The organism is Streptomyces sp. NPDC059740, from assembly GCF_042733155.1.
In the GTDB taxonomy this organism is placed as follows: Bacteria; Actinomycetota; Actinomycetes; order Streptomycetales; family Streptomycetaceae; genus Streptomyces.
Window position 1 is genome coordinate 573,957 of record NZ_JBHWGP010000001.1, and the last position, 16,203, is coordinate 590,159.

Annotated in this window: 12 protein-coding genes; 9 read left to right on the forward strand and 3 right to left on the reverse strand. The window is 73.4% G+C overall.

Annotated elements, in window-relative coordinates; all coding sequences use genetic code 11:
* Window positions 1–152: 152 nt before the first annotated feature.
* Window positions 153–1,124, forward strand: a complete 972-nt coding sequence (locus ACFV3R_RS02145) for a pirin family protein (protein WP_385573768.1) — start codon at window positions 153–155, stop codon at window positions 1,122–1,124.
* Between the two features lie 230 nt (window positions 1,125–1,354).
* Window positions 1,355–2,548, forward strand: a complete 1,194-nt coding sequence (locus tag ACFV3R_RS02150; protein WP_385573772.1) for an AI-2E family transporter — start codon at window positions 1,355–1,357, stop codon at window positions 2,546–2,548.
* 185 nt (window positions 2,549–2,733) lie between these two features.
* Here the strand turns inward: ACFV3R_RS02150 and ACFV3R_RS02155 are convergent, their stop codons facing one another.
* A complete protein-coding gene (locus tag ACFV3R_RS02155) occupies window positions 2,734–4,995 on the reverse strand; it encodes a SpoIIE family protein phosphatase (RefSeq protein WP_385573775.1) in 2,262 nt (753 codons plus the stop codon).
* A 343-nt stretch (window positions 4,996–5,338) separates the two neighbouring features.
* Between ACFV3R_RS02155 and aspS the strand changes: the two genes are divergently transcribed.
* Both aspS and ACFV3R_RS02165 read left to right on the forward strand, forming a co-directional pair.
* The gene (aspS, locus tag ACFV3R_RS02160; protein ID WP_385573778.1) at window positions 5,339–7,105 is read left to right on the forward strand and encodes an aspartate--tRNA ligase; all 1,767 of its coding nucleotides are present in this window, start codon (window positions 5,339–5,341) and stop codon (window positions 7,103–7,105) included.
* A gap of 273 nt (window positions 7,106–7,378) precedes the next feature.
* Window positions 7,379–9,022 carry a hypothetical protein gene (locus tag ACFV3R_RS02165; RefSeq protein WP_385573783.1) on the forward strand — a complete coding sequence of 548 codons (1,644 nt, stop codon included), beginning with the start codon at window positions 7,379–7,381 and terminating at the stop codon, window positions 9,020–9,022.
* Between the two features lie 171 nt (window positions 9,023–9,193).
* Here the strand turns inward: ACFV3R_RS02165 and metG are convergent, their stop codons facing one another.
* The gene (gene metG, locus ACFV3R_RS02170) at window positions 9,194–10,912 is read right to left on the reverse strand and encodes a methionine--tRNA ligase (protein WP_385573787.1); all 1,719 of its coding nucleotides are present in this window, start codon (window positions 10,910–10,912) and stop codon (window positions 9,194–9,196) included.
* 403 nt (window positions 10,913–11,315) lie between these two features.
* On the opposite strand from metG, the gene ACFV3R_RS02175 reads away from it, so the two are divergent.
* Both ACFV3R_RS02175 and ACFV3R_RS02180 read left to right on the forward strand, forming a co-directional pair.
* Window positions 11,316–12,152 carry a DUF1206 domain-containing protein gene (locus tag ACFV3R_RS02175; protein ID WP_385573790.1) on the forward strand — a complete coding sequence of 279 codons (837 nt, stop codon included), beginning with the start codon at window positions 11,316–11,318 and terminating at the stop codon, window positions 12,150–12,152.
* Window positions 12,153–12,810: 658 nt separating this feature from the next.
* Window positions 12,811–13,917: a MarR family transcriptional regulator gene (locus tag ACFV3R_RS02180; RefSeq protein WP_385573793.1), complete on the forward strand. Its 1,107-nt coding sequence runs from the start codon at window positions 12,811–12,813 to the stop codon at window positions 13,915–13,917.
* Window positions 13,918–13,953: 36 nt separating this feature from the next.
* Here ACFV3R_RS02180 and ACFV3R_RS02185 read toward each other — a convergent pair whose 3' ends face one another.
* Window positions 13,954–14,364, reverse strand: a complete 411-nt coding sequence (locus ACFV3R_RS02185; protein ID WP_385573798.1) for a VOC family protein — start codon at window positions 14,362–14,364, stop codon at window positions 13,954–13,956.
* A 330-nt stretch (window positions 14,365–14,694) separates the two neighbouring features.
* Here ACFV3R_RS02185 and ACFV3R_RS02190 point away from each other — a divergent pair, with 330 nt between their 5' ends.
* From ACFV3R_RS02190 to ACFV3R_RS02200, 3 genes are all read left to right on the forward strand, one after another.
* Window positions 14,695–15,180: a DUF2975 domain-containing protein gene (locus tag ACFV3R_RS02190; protein WP_385573802.1), complete on the forward strand. Its 486-nt coding sequence runs from the start codon at window positions 14,695–14,697 to the stop codon at window positions 15,178–15,180.
* Complete coding sequence (locus ACFV3R_RS02195; RefSeq protein WP_385573805.1) at window positions 15,180–15,461, forward strand: helix-turn-helix domain-containing protein; 282 nt, start codon at window positions 15,180–15,182, stop codon at window positions 15,459–15,461. The genes ACFV3R_RS02190 and ACFV3R_RS02195 overlap by 1 nt, the downstream gene beginning before the upstream one ends.
* A 362-nt stretch (window positions 15,462–15,823) precedes the next feature.
* A complete protein-coding gene (locus ACFV3R_RS02200) occupies window positions 15,824–16,099 on the forward strand; it encodes a hypothetical protein (protein WP_385573808.1) in 276 nt (91 codons plus the stop codon).
* Window positions 16,100–16,203 lie beyond the last annotated feature (104 nt).

Consider the following 16,203-nt stretch of genomic DNA (forward strand, 5'->3'; position numbering starts at 1 on the left):
CGGTCCGCCTCCCCTCCGCCCCGTCCCCAGCCGCCCCTCGTGGGCGGCTTCGTGCTGTCCGGGGCGCCCGTGCCGACGTCCCGGGAATGAGGGCGCCTTGCGAGTGGTTCACCATTCAACTAAATTGATGGCGAGCGACCGAGGAGGCCGTCATGCCCGCTGTGACCGTTGAGAACCCGTTGACCCTGCCCCGAGTGGCCGCGCCCGCCGCGGCGCGGCAGCGGCCCGTCCTGACCGTGACCACCGCACCCGCCGGCTTCGAGGGCGAGGGCTTCCCCGTGCGCCGGGCCTTCGCCGGCATCGCCTACCGGCACCTGGACCCGTTCATCATGATGGACCAGATGGGCGAGGTGGAGTACGCGCCCGGCGAGCCGAAGGGGACGCCCTGGCACCCGCACCGCGGCTTCGAGACCGTCACCTACATCATCGACGGGATCTTCGACCACCAGGACTCCAACGGCGGTGGCGGCACCATCACCAACGGCGACACCCAGTGGATGACGGCGGGCTCCGGCCTGCTGCACATCGAGGCGCCGCCGGAGCAACTGGTCGTCTCCGGCGGGCTCTTCCACGGGCTCCAGCTGTGGGTGAACCTCCCGGCCCGGGACAAGATGATGGCCCCGCGCTACCAGGACATCCGCAGCGGCTCCGTCCAGTTGCTCACCTCGCCCGACGGCGGCGCCCTGCTGCGCGTCATCGCCGGCGAGCTGGGCGGCCACGAGGGCCCGGGCATCACGCACACGCCGATCACGATGGTCCACGCGACGGTGGCGCCCGGCGCGGAGGTCACCCTGCCGTGGCGGGAGGAGTTCAACGGCCTGGCGTACGTGATGGCCGGGCGCGGGTCGGTGGGTGCCGAGCGGCGCCCGATCCACCTGGGGCAGACGGCGGTCTTCGGCGCCGGCGACTCGCTGACCGTCCGCGCGGACGAGAAGCAGGACGCACACACGCCGGACCTGGAGGTCGTCCTCCTCGGCGGGCAGCCGATCCGGGAGCCGATGGCCCACTACGGCCCGTTCGTCATGAACAGCAGGGAAGAGCTCCAGCAGGCGTTCGAGGACTTCCAGAAGGGCCGGCTGGGCACGGTCCCGGCCGTGCACGGGATGACCGAGGGCGGCCTGTAGCACCCCACCGGCGGCACGGGCGCGCAGGCCGTCCCGCCCGCCCTGCCCCCTCGCCCCGTCCTCCCCCGTGCCCCTCCTGCCCCGTCGACCCGCCCGTCCGGCCCTGCCCCCGCGGCGCTCCGGTTCCGCCCCGCGGCCGGTCGGGCGGCACCCGCGGCCGGTCGGGGGGCATCGGCGGCCGGTGCGGGTCGATGCCCGGCGGGCCCGGAGACCCGTGGTGCACTGGCCGGATGCGTGCCAAGCCCACCGCTCCGGCGACCGGCTCCCCCGGTGCGGCCCTGCTGCCTGCGGCGGCCCGCAGAACCGCTGCCTGGTGCGGGGTGGCGCTGCTGGTCGCGGCTGTCGGGGCGGTGGCGGTCTGGCTCTGTGTGGAGCTGCGGACCGCCGTGACCCCCGTCCTGCTCGCGCTGCTCGCCACCGGCCTGCTGCACCCGGTCTACCGCAGGCTGGCCGGGCTGCACCTGAACCGCTCCCTGGCCGCCGGGCTCACCTGCGCCCTCCTGGTCGTGGTGGTCGGCGGGGCCGGGTACGTCGTCGGGAGCGCACTGGCGGACAGCGGTGCCCAGATCCTCACCTCGCTGCGGCGTTCGATCGAGGACGTGGCCCGCCACCTCGGCGTGGCCAACGCCTCGCTGGACGATCTGGCGGCGCACGCCCGGCAACTGCTGGCGAAGTTCGGCTCCACGGCCGCCTCCGGGGTGCTGACCGGGGTGAGCGTCGTGGCCCAGTCGGTGGGCGCGGCCGTCCTGGCGCTGCTGCTGACCTTCTTCTTCCTGCGCGACGCGCCCCGGTTCACCGCGGTCCTCCACCAGTGGGCGCCGCGCAACGCCGCGCCCTACCTGGAGCGGATGGCGCACCGCGGCTTCCAGGCGATCGAGGGCTTCATGCGCGGCACGACCCTGATCGCCCTCATCGACGCCGTGTGCATCGCGGTGGGGCTGGTGGTGCTGCGGGTGCCCGGGGCGCTCGGGCTGGGGGCGCTGGTCTTCGTCGGGGCGTACCTCCCCTACCTGGGCGCGTTCGTCTCCGGCACCCTCGCCGTCCTGGTGGCGCTGGCCGACCGCGGGTTCGCCGTCGCGCTGTGGACGCTGGGCGTCGTGGTGGCCGTGCAGATGCTGGAGGGCCACATCCTCCAGCCGCTCATCCAGAGCCGGACGGTCCAGATGCACCCGGCCGTCATCCTGCTGGCGATCGCGGCGGGCGCGAGCGTGGCGGGCATCGTCGGCATGCTGCTCGCGGTGCCGCTGACGGCGGCCGGCACCGGGGTCCTCTACGAACTGCGGCGGGCGGCCGTGGGCCCCGAGGAACCGTCCCCGTCAGCGGGCGAGGCCGAGGGCGGGAGCGGCGACCGCGACGAGGACGACGGGACCAACGGGACCGGCGGGACCGGTGGTACGGGCGGGACGGGTGGGCCCGGCCGCTGAGGCCTCAGGCTGCCCGGCGCACGCCGCAGCACACCGGCCCCGCGTCACCGGCCCCCGGTCACCGGCCCGGACCACCGGCCCGGACCACCGTCCGTCCCCGCACGCCCGTCGCTCTCCCCCTGGCTTCCCGTCGGCCGCCCCCTCGGAGCAGGTCACCGGTCAGAGCAGGTCGCCGGCCGCCCGTCTCACAGCGGTTCGGCGTCCGCCCAGCCCGGGGCCTCCTCCAGGGCCGCCGTCCCGCCGGCCGTGGAGGACGGCGCGGTCGCCGGTGCCGGGGCGTCCTCGTACAGCTCGAACCAGGTGGACTTGCCCGCGCCGCGGGGGTCGACGCCCCAGGCGCCCGCCATCGACTCCAGCAGGACCAGGCCGCGCCCGGAGGAGGCGAGCTCGCCGGGTGAGCGGCGGTGCGGCAGCTCCTCGCTGGCGTCGGCGACGTCCACGCGGAGCCTGCGGCGGCCGCAGGGTCCGGAGATCTCCGCGACGAGGAGGGCGTCGGCGTCGGTGTGGGTGAGGACGTTGGTGATGACCTCGGAGACCATCAGCTGGGCGGAGTCGACCTGGTCCCGGTCGGCCCAGTCGTGGAGCATGTCGCGGAGCTGGCGCCGGGCGGCCGCGATCCGGTCCGGCTCGGTCTGCGCGACCGTCATCACCGCTCGGCGGGACGGCTGCCTCCCCCGCAGGCCGGAGGCCATGTCCTCGGGCCAGCGCTGCCCCTCGCGGGCGAGCAGCACGAGCGCCACGTCGTCCTCGCGGTGGGCCGCGAGCGGGCCGGTGCCCCGGTGCGAGGCGGGGCCGATGACGGCGTCGACCAGTGCGTCGGCGAGGGCGTCGAGATCTCCGGCGGCTCCGTCCGGCGTGCCGGCCCGGTCGGGGGAGAACTCGGTGGGGACGGGCTCGGCGGCCCCGGGTCCGGCGCGCGAGGCGTCGAACCCCTCGATGGCGCGGCGCAGGCGGGCCCAGCCGCTGTCCATGTCGTGCCCCCCGGTCTCCAGGAGCCCGTCGGTACACATCAGCAGCGTCTCGCCGGGCTCCAGCCCCAGACGGGTGACGGGGTAGTCGGCGTCCGCCATGAGGCCCAGCGGCAGGCCGCCGGCGGTGGGGCGGGCCAGCAGGGTGCCGTCGACCATGCGCACCAGCGGGTCGGGGTGGCCGGCCCGGGCGATGTGCAGGAGGCCGTCCCGGGCGTCGACCTCCGCGTACAGGCAGGTCGCGAAGCGCGGGTCGGAGCGGCCGAAGCCGGTGTCGTTGATGTCGCTGAGGAAGTGCGAGGCACGGGTGAGGACGGCGTCCGGCGGGTGCCCCTCGGCCGCGTAGGCCCGCAACGCGATCCGGAGCTGCCCCATGATCCCGGCGGCCCGCACGTCGTGGCCCTGGACGTCGCCGATGACCAGCGCGGTGCGCCCCGAGGGCAGGGCGATCACGTCGTACCAGTCGCCGCCGATCTCCAGCCCGCCGCCGGTGGGCACGTAGCGGGCGGCCAGGCGCAGGCCCGGCAGGTCCTGGCGGACGGCGGGCATCATGCTGCGCTGCAGGCCCATGCTCAGCTCGTACTGGGACTCCTGCTCGCCGGCGCGGGCGAGAGCCGCCGCCATCATGCGGGCCACGGTCGTCAGCACGGAGCGCTCGTCGGGGGTGAAGGAGACCGGGTGGCGGAAGGCGGCCATCCACACGCCGATCACGGCACCGCGGTGGACCAGCGGCAGGTAGGCCCAGGAGTTCCGGTCGAAGTGGGAGATCATCGGCCAGATGGTCGGGTAGTGGCTCTGGTACTCCTGCGGCGACGCGAGGTAGAGGGGCCGACCGGTGCGCATCACCTCGGCGGCCGGGTACTCCGAGTCGAGCGGGAGGTCCATGAAGGCCCGCTTGTCCTCCTTGGTGTAGCCGTGCCAGCCGATCGTCCTGAGCCGGCCGCCCTCCGGGCCGAAGACCACCAGCCCCTCGGGGGTGAACCCCGGCAACGACAGGCCGGCCGCCACCCGCAGCACGTCCTGGGTGGAGCGCGCCTCGGCCAGCTCGCGGCCGGCGTCCAGCAGGAAGGCCTCGCGGGAGCGGCGCCAGTCGCCGACGGCCGGGGAGAAGGAGCTCTCGGGGCCCGTCTCCGTCTCGGGGACCTCCTGGGACATGCCGTGCAGGTCCGCCGGGCCCTCGGGCCGGGAGACGGCGAAGAACCGGGAACGGATCACCCGGCGGACGGCGCCCCGCTCGTCGACGATGCGCAGCCGCACCTCGGCCGGCCGGTCCAGCAGGGAGTCGCCGAGCGAGCCGTTGACCTGGGCGAAGTCCACAGGGTGGAAGCGGGCGCGGGCCACCGCGTCGCTGACCGCGGTGGGCTCGGGGGGCAGGCCGAACAGCCGGGCCGCCTCGGCGTCGAGGTGGAGCCGGCCGGCGACCCGGTCCCAGCGCCACAGCCCGGTGGCCAGGCCGGCCAGGAGCTCCTCGGTGCGCATTGCACCACTTTATGGGGATTCGCCGGGGGCTCACCAGTCGGTGGGGACCCCGCCCGGGGGTCCGGACGCCGGGTGCGGGGAGGCGGTGCGGGCGGCAGGCGGCGACACGCGAGGGCCCGTGGGCGCGGCAGGCCCGGGCAGGCAAGGGCCCGGGGCCGCGGCCCGGCGGCGTGGTCCGGCGGACACCCGTGCCGTCCCGGGGGGTGTCCGGCCTGTCAGGTATATGCCCGGCAGGGGCCGTGGGGCTACCGGTAACCTGAAGCGGTTACGCAATACCGGGGAGCCCGGACCGGACGACGCCTCCGGCGGCCCCCGCCTCGACTCGCGACGACTTGGATGAGCGATGCATCGGTACCGGTCCCACACCTGCGGTGAGCTTCGGGCCACGGACGTCGACACGGACGTCCGCCTGAGCGGCTGGCTGCACAATCGACGTGACCTGGGCGGCATCCTCTTCCTCGATCTGCGCGACCACTACGGTCTGGTGCAGCTCGTCGCCCGTCCCGGCACCGAGGCCAACGAGCAGCTCTCCTCGCTGACCAAGGAGTCCGTCGTCCGCATCGACGGCCGGGTCCGGAACCGTGGCGCCGAGAACGTCAACCCGGACCTGCCCACCGGTGAGATCGAGATCGAGGTCACCGACGTCGAGGTGCTCGGCGCCGCCGACCAGATCCCGTTCACCATCAACCAGGAGGACGGCGTCAACGAGGAGCGGCGCCTGGAGTACCGCTTCCTGGACCTGCGGCGCGAGCGCATGCACCGCAACATCATGCTGCGCACCGCGGTGATCTCCGCGATGCGTCAGAAGATGACGGCGCTGGGCTTCAACGAGATGGCCACCCCGATCCTCTCGGCGACCTCCCCCGAGGGCGCCCGCGACTTCCTGGTGCCCTCCCGCCTCCACGCCGGCAAGTTCTACGCCCTGCCGCAGGCGCCGCAGCAGTTCAAGCAGCTGCTGATGATCGCGGGCTTCGACCGCTACTTCCAGATCGCGCCCTGCTTCCGCGACGAGGACGCCCGCGCCGACCGTTCCCCGGGCGAGTTCTACCAGCTCGACATCGAGATGTCCTTCGTCGAGCAGGAGGACGTCTTCGGCCCCGTCGAGAAGCTGATGACCGAGCTCTTCACGGAGTTCGGCGGCGGCCGCCACGTCACCTCGCCGTTCCCGCGCATCCCGTTCCGCGAGGCGATGGAGAAGTACGGCTCCGACAAGCCCGACCTGCGGGCGCAGCTCGAACTGGTCGACGTCACCGAGGTGTTCGCCGACTCCGGCTTCAAGGCCTTCGCCGGCAAGCACGTCCGCGCCCTGCCGGTGCCGGACGTGGCGGGCCAGCCCCGCAAGTTCTTCGACCAGATGGGCGAGTTCGCCTCCGAGCAGGGCGCCAAGGGCCTGGCCTGGGTCCGCGTCGGCGAGGAGGGCGCGCTCTCCGGCCCGATCGCGAAGTTCCTCACCGAGGAGAACGTCGCCACCCTCACCGACTCCCTCGGCCTCAAGCCGGGCCACGCGGTGTTCTTCGGCGCGGGCGAGTACGACGAGGTCTCCAAGATCATGGGCGCGGTCCGGGTCGAGGCGGCCCGCCGTACCGGCCACTTCGAGGAGAACGTCTTCCGCTTCTGCTGGATCGTCGACTTCCCGATGTTCGAGAAGGACGAGGACACCGGGAAGATCGAGTTCTCGCACAACCCGTTCTCCATGCCGCAGGGCGGCCTGGAGGCGCTGAACACCATGGACCCGCTGGACATCCTGGCCTGGCAGTACGACATCGTCTGCAACGGCGTGGAGCTGTCCTCCGGCGCCATCCGGAACCACGAGCCGGACGTGATGTACCGGGCGTTCGAGATCGCCGGCTACGACCGGGCGACGGTGGAGGCGGAGTTCGGCGGCATGCTGCGGGCGTTCAAGTTCGGCGCCCCGCCGCACGGTGGCATCGCCCCGGGCGTGGACCGCATCGTCATGCTGCTGGCGGACGAGCCCAACATCCGCGAGACCATCGCCTTCCCGCTCAACGGCAACGCCCAGGACCTGCTGATGGGCGCCCCCAGCGAGGTCGAGGAGTCGCGGCTGAAGGAGCTGCACCTCTCGCTCCGCAAGCCGCCGCAGGCGAAGTAGGGCCACCGCCGCGAGTGGTGCCACCGGCACCACGGACGGACACGGACACGAGCACACACGACCGCGCCGGGCCGCCGCCCGGCGCGGTCGCGCGTGTGCGGGGTGGCTGCGTGGGACGGGCGAGGGCCCGCGGCCCCGGGTGCGCGTCTCGGTGATCGGCTGATAGGACCACCAGCCCGATGTGCTCCGCGCGGGGCCACCTGGCCGCCCGTACGGACTCCTTCCCGGCCTCGCTGACGGCCCCGGGCCGCCCCGCTGCCCCAGCGTGGCGCCATGCAGCAGAACCAGCCCGCCATCGCACCGGAGCCGCCCGCACCCGACGCTCCCCCCGCGCCGGGCGGCCCGCCGCGACCGGTCCGCTCGCCGTTGCTGCCCCTTGCCGCAGTGGCCGCCGCCTTCGCCCTCGTCCAGCTCCTGCTCGTGGTGCCCGGGCGGTGGCTGGGCTGGGACGAGACGGTGTACGTCAGCCAGGTCGACCCCCGTGTCCCGGCCGCCTTCTTCAGCGCGCCGCGCGCCCGGGGCGTCACCTTCCTGGTCGCCCCCGTCCTGGCGGTCACCTCCTCGCCCGTCGTCCTCCACAGCTGCCTGGCGCTGCTGTCGGCCGCCGCGCTGGTGCTGGGGCTGTGGCTGTGGCGCGGACTGCTGCCGACGCCCGTCCTCGTCCTGGCCGGGGCGCTGTTCGCGGGGTTGTGGCCGACGCTGTTCTACGGGCCGCAGGTCATGCCCAACCTGTGGGTGGCCTTCGCGGGTCTCGCCGCGACCGGGTGGGTGGCACGTGCGGTGACCTGCGGCCGGGCGGGGCGGCGGGAGGCCCTGGGGGTGGGGGCGGCCGTGGCGGTGGCGGCGCTGATGCGGCCGACGGACGCGGTGTGGCTGGCGTGCCCGCTGCTGGTGTCGGTGTGGTGGTGGGGCCGGGGCGGCCTGCGCCGGACACTCCCGGTGGCGGTCCTCGGCGGACTGGTGGTCGGTGGGGCGCAGTGGGTGGTCGAGGCGTACACCTCCTACGGGGGCCTGGCGCGCCGGCTGCACCGGGCCAGCGAGATCCAGGGCGGCCTGGGTTGGCACGTCTCCTTCGACGACCAGGTGCGCGCCCTCCAGGGCAGCATCCTGTGCCGCCCCTGCACCCTGCCCTGGCGCCATCCCGAGACGGGCCTGTGGTGGTTCGCGCTGGGCGCGCTGACCGTGGCGGCGGCGGTGTGGGTCGCGGCGGCGGGCCGGGGGCGGGCGCAGGCTCCCGGCCTCCTCCCGGTGGGGGATGGCGAACCGGTGCTCGACCGGACGCGTCCGCTGCGGGTGGCGCTGCTGGCCGGGACGGCGGCGGCCCTGCCGTACCTGCTGACCGTGGACTACGCCGCGCCCCGCTTCCTGCTCCCCGCTTACGTGCAGCTCGTCCTGCCGGCGGCCTGGGTGCTGTTCGCGCTGACGCGTACGGTCGCCGGGGGCAAGGAGGCGGCTCGGGGGGCCGGGGGCGGCCGGGGCCCGGTGGGCCGGGTGCGGCCCTGGGCGGTGGCGGTGCTCATCGCGGTGCTGCTCGGGCACGAGGCCGTGCAGTTCGGGGTCCTACGGACGGTCGACGCCCGCACCCTGCGGGGACAGACGGCGATCGCGGAGGTCGCGGAGGCGCTGCACGGGGCGGGGGTGCGGTCGCCCTGCGTGATCAGCGGGGAGCAGGCGCTCCGCATCGCCTACCGGGCGGGGTGCGCCTCGCGGCAGGTCGGCGGGCACGACGGCAGCATCACCGGGGCGGGGCTGGTCCGCCTTGCCCGGTCGCAGCCGGTCGCCGTCGTGGTCCCCGAAGCGCGCCGTCGGCCACGCTGGGCCACCGGTTGGCGGCGGGTGACGCTGCCTGTGGTGTCCGGGCTGAGCGGGGGGCGGTTGCGTGCGTACGTGGCGCTTCCCGGGGAGGGCCGCCCGTGAGGTGAGGCGGGCCGGTACCGCCCCGCGGCGGGAAGTCGCCAGCAGGGCGATGCGGGGCCGGCACGCGAAGGGGCCGGCACACGGACCTGCCGTGTGCCGGCCCCTTCACGCCGGACGCCCTCAGACCACGAGGTGGGTCCGGGCGCCGGTGTGCTCAGCGGTGCGGCAGTCCTACTCCGGGGAGCCGCCGAAGCGCTCCCGGTAGGACTCCAGGTCCTCGTCGGTGATCTTGGCGAAGAGCACCGGCGGGACGGTGAAGGCGGTGCCCGCGGGCACCGTGTCCAGGGCGCGGGCCTGCTCGGGCGTGACCCACGCGGCGGTGTCGTCGGCCAACGCGAACGCGGCGCGCATGGCCTTCGCCGAGGCGGGGACGAACGGCTCGGAGACCACCGCGTACAGGTGGATGAGGTTCATCGCCGTGCGCAGGGTGAGCGCCGCGGCCTCCTTGTCCGTCTTGATCTCCAGCCAGGGCGCCTTCTCCTCCAGGTAGGAGTTGCCCGCGCTCCACAGGGCGCGCAGCGAGGCGGCGGCCTTGCGGAACTGGACGGCTTCCATGTGGCCCTCGTACTCGGCGAGCAGCCGCGCGACCTCCTCGCCGAGCTTCGCCTCCGCCTCACCGGGCTCGCCGCCGGCCGGGACCGTCTCGCCGAACCGCTTGCGGGAGAAGGAGAGCACGCGGTTGACGAAGTTGCCGAGGACGTCGGCGAGGTCCTTGTTGACGGTGGCGGCGAACAGCTCCCAGGTGAAGGAGGTGTCGTCGGACTCCGGGGCGTTGGCGATCAGGAAGTAGCGCCAGTAGTCGGCGGGCAGCAGTTCCAGGGCGGCGTCGGTGAAGATGCCGCGCTTCTGCGAGGTGGAGAACTTCCCGCCGTAGTAGTTCAGCCAGTTGAAGGCCTTGAGGAAGTCGACGCGCTTCCACGGCTCGCGGGTGCCGAGCTGGGTGGCGGGGAACATCACCGAGTGGAACGGGACGTTGTCCTTCGCCATGAACTCGGTGTAGCGCACGTTCTCCGCCTGGTACCACCAGGACTTCCAGTCGCGCCTCTCACCGTCGGCCGCGGCGTCCGCCCACTCCTTGGTGGCGCCGATGTACTCGACGGGCGCGTCGAACCAGACGTAGAAGACCTTGCCCTCGGCGGCCAGCTCGGGCCAGGTGTCGGCGGGCACCGGCACGCCCCAGTCCAGGTCGCGGGTGATGGCGCGGTCCTGGAGGCCCTCGGTCAGCCACTTGCGGGCGATGGAGGACGCCAGCGTCGGCCACTCCTCGCTCTCCGCGTCGATGAACCCCTCGACCTCGTGCTGGAGCTTGGACTGCAGGAGGAAGAGGTGCTTGGTCTCGCGGACCTCCAGGTCGCTGGAGCCGCTGATCGCCGAGCGGGCGTCGATCAGGTCGGTCGGGTCCAGGACGCGGGTGCAGTTCTCGCACTGGTCACCGCGGGCCTTGTCGTAGCCGCAGTGCGGACAGGTGCCGACGATGTAGCGGTCGGGCAGGAAGCGCTCGTCGGTGTTGGAGTACACCTGGCGGATCGCCCGCTCCTCGATGAAGCCGTTCTCGTTCAGCTTCCGCGCGAAGTGCTGGGTGAGCTCGACGTTCTCCTGCGAGGAGCTGCGGCCGAAGTGGTCGAAGGCGAGCGAGAAGCCGTCGTAGATGGCCTTCTGCGCGTCGTGGGCGGCGGCGCAGAACTCCTCGACCGACTGCCCGGCCTCCTTGGCGGCCAGCTCCGCGGGGGTGCCGTGCTCATCGGTGGCGCAGATGTAGAGGACGTCGTGGCCCCGCTGGCGCAGGTACCGCGCGTACACGTCCGCCGGGAGCATGGACCCCACCATGTTGCCCAGGTGCTTGATCCCGTTGATGTACGGAAGGGCGCTGGTGATGAGGTGTCGAGCCATTGCCGGCTGCTCCCAAGTCGCTACGGAAAGTGAGGTTTTGTTCTACGGAACGTCAATATCGTACGCGACCGGACGGGGGCGGCGGCGGGGGGTTTTCCGGCCTGCGGACCGGCGTGGTCCGGATCTCGGGCAGGGGACGGGCGCGGGTGTGACTCGGGTCTCGGGAGGATGGTGGACGAGGGTGTGACCCGGGTCTCGGGTGCGCCCCGCGAGCGCCGGTGCGCGGGGGCCGGGCTCGTTTTCGCCGGGCGGGCGGGGGCAGACGGTCGGACGACGTCAGCCGAGTGCGGGAGCGCGGGACGCGGCCGGGCCTGTCCGGCAGCGGTCGCTCGCGGAAGCGCCGGAGGGCGTCGGTGCGGCCTCGTGGCCGCCCGTCCGATTCGAGCCGAGGGGTGGGTCAGCCGTGGTCGAAGCAGCAGCAGTGGGAAGACGGGTCCGCCGGACCGCACGCGGTGCCGGTCACCCCGTGCTGGACGCCGCGGCCCGCTGGGGCCTGGCGGCCCGCGGGGTCATCTACGTCCTGGTCGGCCTCCTGGCGCTGCGCATCGCCTTCGGTGACGACGGGAGTGGGCGGCAGGCCGACCGCAGCGGGGCACTCCAGGAGGTCGCGAGCCGGCCGTTCGGTCTGGTGCTGGTCTGGCTCATCGGGCTCGGCCTGGCGGGGATGGCGCTGTGGCGTCTGTCGGAGGCGGCCTTCGGGCGTTCCGGTGCGAACGGTGGAAGCGTGGGCAAGCGGCTGGTCTCGCTGTGCCGCTGTGTCTTCTACGGCGTCGGCGCCTTCTCCGTGCTCTCCTTCGCGACCGGCGCGGGGAGTTCGAGCAGCGACCGCACCTCCCGCGACGTCACGGCCCGGGCCCTCGGACTGCCGGGCGGGGTGTGGCTGGTGGGCGCCGCCGGGGTCGGGGTGGCCGTCGCCGGTGTCGTCATCGCGGTGCGCGCCGTGCAGCGCACCTTCTGCAAGCACCTCAAGACGTACGAGATGGCGCGACGGGTGCGCACTGGGGTGGTGGCCTGCGGGGTGGCCGGGGGCGTGGCCCGCGGCATGGTCTTCGGGGCGGCGGGCGTCTTCGCGGTCCGAGCGGGCATCGAGTACGACCCGTCCGACGCCAAGGGCATGGACGACACACTGCGCAGCCTCGCGGAGACCCCGGTGGGCCCGTGGCTGCTGGCGGTCGTCGCGGTGGGGCTGGCCCTCTTCGGGGTGTTCTCCTGCGCTTCGGCGCGGTGGCGCAGGGTCTGAGGCTGCGCTTCGGCGCGGTGGCGCAGGGTCTGAGGCGTTCTGCTTTCTTCTCCCTTCCTCTCCTCCCCTGCCTTTTCGGCTTCCCGACCTTCCCGGCCTTTTTTCGGCACCCGAGTTCCGAGTCCCTCGGAAAAGACCCCAGATCCGAGATCCGGTCGGCGAGATACGAGCCTTCTCTTTGAGGAAAGGGTGGTGGGGGAAAGAACCCTCCCTCCCGCCCCCGTCACGGTGAGGTGGGGGCGCGCGGGGCGCGCGCTAGAGGCGCGCGAGCAGGGTTTTGTGACGTTCCGAACTCGATTTGCCACGACGGGTGATCGCGTTCTAGGTTCTCGCCAAACGTGAAAAGGGCCCCGGCCGGTGCGCCAACACCGATACGCCGGGGCCAGGACGCGGCGAGAAGAACTCGCCGGGTCGTCCCAGCGGGGGAGCCAAAACCTCCGTTCCGCTGGATACCGACGAACGAGGAAGAGACTCGCCCGTGGCTGCTCCGCAGACTAGCTCCGACACCGCCCCTTCCGCACACCCCATGGCCAGCGAGGGGTACGGCAAACGCTCCTGCCCTGGTCAGGAGCCGCGCGGGTCGGACGATTTCGCGCATCTTCCCGAACGCGAGCGCTATCTGGCGGCATATATCGATCGCTTGCCCGAAGGTGCGCTGATGAGTGTGAAGGCGCTGGACGCCGCGCAGGACCGCTACGGCCAGCAGGCCGTGGCGACGGCACTGGGCAACCTCCAGAAGGCCGGGCACTTGCGCCGGGTGCGCGGCGGCGTCGGCGAGGGCCACGCCCGCCTGGTGACCCGCACGTTCTTCTCCCGAACCGCCCGGGAAGACGCCTGGTGGACGGCGTTCCTGGCCGACACCGGCTGCGACTGCGACCGACCGCCCCGGGGCAAGGTGGCCCTCACCGCCCCGCAACCGACGTCAGCCACCATCCCGGAACCGTCACCCGCTCCCGGGTCAACCGTGCGTACCGTCGTCACCCCCGTTGCCCCTGTAAGCCCCGTCGCCCCCGTCGGCCCCCCAACCGTCATCGGCCCGACGGCAGCTCCCGCCGCCGAGCGCTCGGCCGCTCCCGTGGCGCCCGAGGGCGACGGCGAGGCCGGGGGCGGGGGTGGTGGCGGTGAGTCCGGGGGCGGTGACGGTGACGACGGTGGTGGTGCGGCGGACGGGGGTGGCGGAGCCCCGGACGGACCGGAGCGGCGCGGCGGGCGCCCGCCTTCCGCTGCCGCCCCGGCCGACGCGGCCTGCGGTGGGAGCGGCGGCATGCGCGTGGTCGGCGTCCCCGAGCAGCGCTCCCGCGCCTACGAACTTCTGGTGCAACTCGGCCACCGAGACCACCGGTTGGTGCTCTCGGCCGCCGAGTGCGCGGCTCTGGAGGACGGCGTGGCGCAGTGGCTCGCTCTGGGGATGACGCCCGCCCAGGTGGTGCAGGCGCTGAGTGCGGGGCTGCCGGAGGAGGTGCATGCCCCGGCCGGACTGTTGCGCCGTCGGCTGCGCGACAAGGCGCCACCGCCGCCCGCCCCCGCCACGCCACAGGCGGCGGCGCCTCACCGGTGGTGGGCCGAGTGCGCCGAGTGCGGCCGCCCGGGCCGGCCTCAGGCCCTGCCGGGCGGCCTGTGCCGGGACTGCCGGGGCGCCCCCGAGCCCACGCCGCCGGGGCCGGTGGCCCGGGAGTCGGTCCGAGGCCACGTCGAGCGCATCCGGGCCGCCTGCCGTGAGCGCAGGGGCGGGTTCGCGGCGGCACCGGCCGGCGCCGCCGGGTGAGGCGCGGGCGCTGACGCGGGTGCGGGGCCCGGCGGTTCAGTCGGCGGCGGGCTCCGGGTACCAGCGCAGCTCCACGACGTTGCCGTCCGGGTCCTCGACGTAGAGGGACTGCGCGGTGCCGCGGGCGCCGAAGCGGGGGCCGGGGCCGTCGAGGACGGTGAACCGGCCGGAGGCGATGACCTCGTCCCAGTCGACGGGCTCCACTACCAGGCAGATGTGGTCCACGTTGGTGCGGGGCGGGCCGTCCGCCGCGGCGTCCTCGTCCCGCACCAGGTCGATGAGCGTGCCGGGGCTGACGCGGACGGAGGGGAAGGGCACTTCGCCCTGGCGCCAACGGTCCACGCGCACCGGCGCCAGCCCGAGTTCGCCGGTGTAGAAGGCCAGCGACCGCTCGATGTCGCGCACGCGCAGCACGAGGTGGTCGAAGTCGGTGACGCGGACGGTCATGAGGTCCTCCGTAAGGCGGGCGACCGCGCGGTGGCGGACGGCGAGTGTGCCGTGGTGCGGTGATCGTACGGTCCGGGACTGACAGGCCCTTCCGCTCCTCTCGGACGTGTCCTCGGAGGCGTCCCGGGCGACGCCCGGACGGCCGCCACGACCCATCGCGAGCCGGCTGCGACCCCCGCCCAGGGGGCCCTCCCGGTCCATTTCTTCGCCGAGCCGAGCCGAGCAGCGCCGAGCCGAGCAGCGCCGAGCAGCGCCGGACTCGCCCCCGACCTTGCGCGACCTATCGAGATTCGATAGATTCCCATCGCAATTCGATCGGAGGGGTGGCTCATGGGAAAGCTGGCAGTGCGTGCGCTACGCGCCGTCCTCGTGGTGGTGCTCGCCGGCACCGTGTTGATACAGGTCCTGATGGTGTGGGCGTTGTTCACCGACCCGGAGGACGGGTCGCTCCCGCTGACCCCGCTGCGGCTGGTCACGATTCTGGGAATGGTGACGGTCCAGGTCGCCGGGGTCTGTGTGTGGCGGCTGCTGGCGATGGTGCGGCGGGGAACGGTGTTCTCCCCCGCTGCCTTCCGGTACGTGGACGGCGTGATCGGCGCGATCGTGGCGGCTGCCCTCGTCTGGTTCACGGTCACGGCCCTCAACGCCCCGGGTCAGCGGGCCGACCCGGGCGTCACCGTGATCATGGCCGGGGTGGGCCTGGCCATCCTGGGGGTCGCGCTCATCGTCCTCGTGTTGCGGCAGCTGCTCGCCCAGGCCGTCGCGCGGGATGTCGAAGCGGGCCGGATGAAGGCCGAGTTGGACGAGGTGATCTGATGCCGATCGCCGTCGACATCGACGTGATGCTGGCCCGGCGGAAGATGTCCGTGGGCGAGCTCGCGGACCGCGTGGGGATCACCCCCGCCAACCTGGCGGTACTCAAGAACGGCCGCGCCAAGGCCGTGCGTTTCGCGACGCTCGCCGCGCTCTGCGAGGCGCTCCGGTGCCAGCCTGGCGACCTGCTGCGCTGGGAGCCGGACGAGACCGGGGACGGCGGGGACGGCGAGCACGGAGAGGACGCCGGAGATCCCGAGGTCGCCGAAGACCCGGCTCATTGATGACGAGCCCGGGGCAGGCGGTCGCATCCCCGTGCAAGGCGACCCGGCGCGACCGCACCACCGGCGCCGGCCGACCTGCCCGCTGCCTTCTCTTCCCGACCTGTCCGCCCCCGACCTGTCCGCCGCGCTCGGGCAGTCCCCAGCGCCCTCGCCGGTGCTCTGTCGTACGGAGACCCAGGCGTCCAGCGCCTCAGGTCAGTCGCCGGGGCAGTCGAAAAGGCGTTTTCTTGCTCGGGGAGGAGTGGGACGGTTTCGCTGTGGAGACTAATTCTTCGTTTCGTCGGCGACTTCTGATCGAGGCGTTGACGGTCGCGGCGGCGCCTGCGTCGGCTCAGGCGGAATGGCTGGAAAGGGGCGGAGTCTTGACGGACGAGATCGCCCTCGATTTCGATCACGCCTTCCGCATGACGGAGCGCCTGGTGGAGGAGGGGCTCCTCGACCGTGCCGCGCTGTCCGACCTGGGGTTGATCAACTCGATCTTCGACGAGATGTCGGGCCACGAGAACAAGGACCGATGGACGCCGGAAGCGCTCGGCAGGGACCCCGGGTGGTGCGCCGTGCGCCGCCTGGCGCAGCGCGTCCTGGACCGGGAAGGGGTGCACACGTCGGTGTTGCCGACCCTTCGCGTGCACCGGTGACGGCCAATGGTTCAGACCGCGGGTTCCGATGCGGCGACAAAGCCCCCGGAGAGAGCCGCGTCCCGCCGCTTCCTCGTCCTGGCTCTGTTTGTTCCCGAGGAAGT

Coding starts and splice junctions, on each gene's coding strand:
- ACFV3R_RS02180 (WP_385573793.1), top strand. CDS start 12,811: ATGAGTGTGAAGGCGCTGGACGCCGCGCAGGACCGCTACGGCCAGCAG.
- ACFV3R_RS02190 (WP_385573802.1), top strand. CDS start 14,695: ATGGGAAAGCTGGCAGTGCGTGCGCTACGCGCCGTCCTCGTGGTGGTG.
- ACFV3R_RS02155 (WP_385573775.1), bottom strand. CDS start 4,995: ATGCGCACCGAGGAGCTCCTGGCCGGCCTGGCCACCGGGCTGTGGCGC.
- ACFV3R_RS02165 (WP_385573783.1), top strand. CDS start 7,379: ATGCAGCAGAACCAGCCCGCCATCGCACCGGAGCCGCCCGCACCCGAC.
- ACFV3R_RS02145 (WP_385573768.1), top strand. CDS start 153: ATGCCCGCTGTGACCGTTGAGAACCCGTTGACCCTGCCCCGAGTGGCC.
- ACFV3R_RS02195 (WP_385573805.1), top strand. CDS start 15,180: ATGCCGATCGCCGTCGACATCGACGTGATGCTGGCCCGGCGGAAGATG.
- aspS (WP_385573778.1), top strand. CDS start 5,339: ATGCATCGGTACCGGTCCCACACCTGCGGTGAGCTTCGGGCCACGGAC.
- ACFV3R_RS02150 (WP_385573772.1), top strand. CDS start 1,355: ATGCGTGCCAAGCCCACCGCTCCGGCGACCGGCTCCCCCGGTGCGGCC.
- ACFV3R_RS02185 (WP_385573798.1), bottom strand. CDS start 14,364: ATGACCGTCCGCGTCACCGACTTCGACCACCTCGTGCTGCGCGTGCGC.
- metG (WP_385573787.1), bottom strand. CDS start 10,912: ATGGCTCGACACCTCATCACCAGCGCCCTTCCGTACATCAACGGGATC.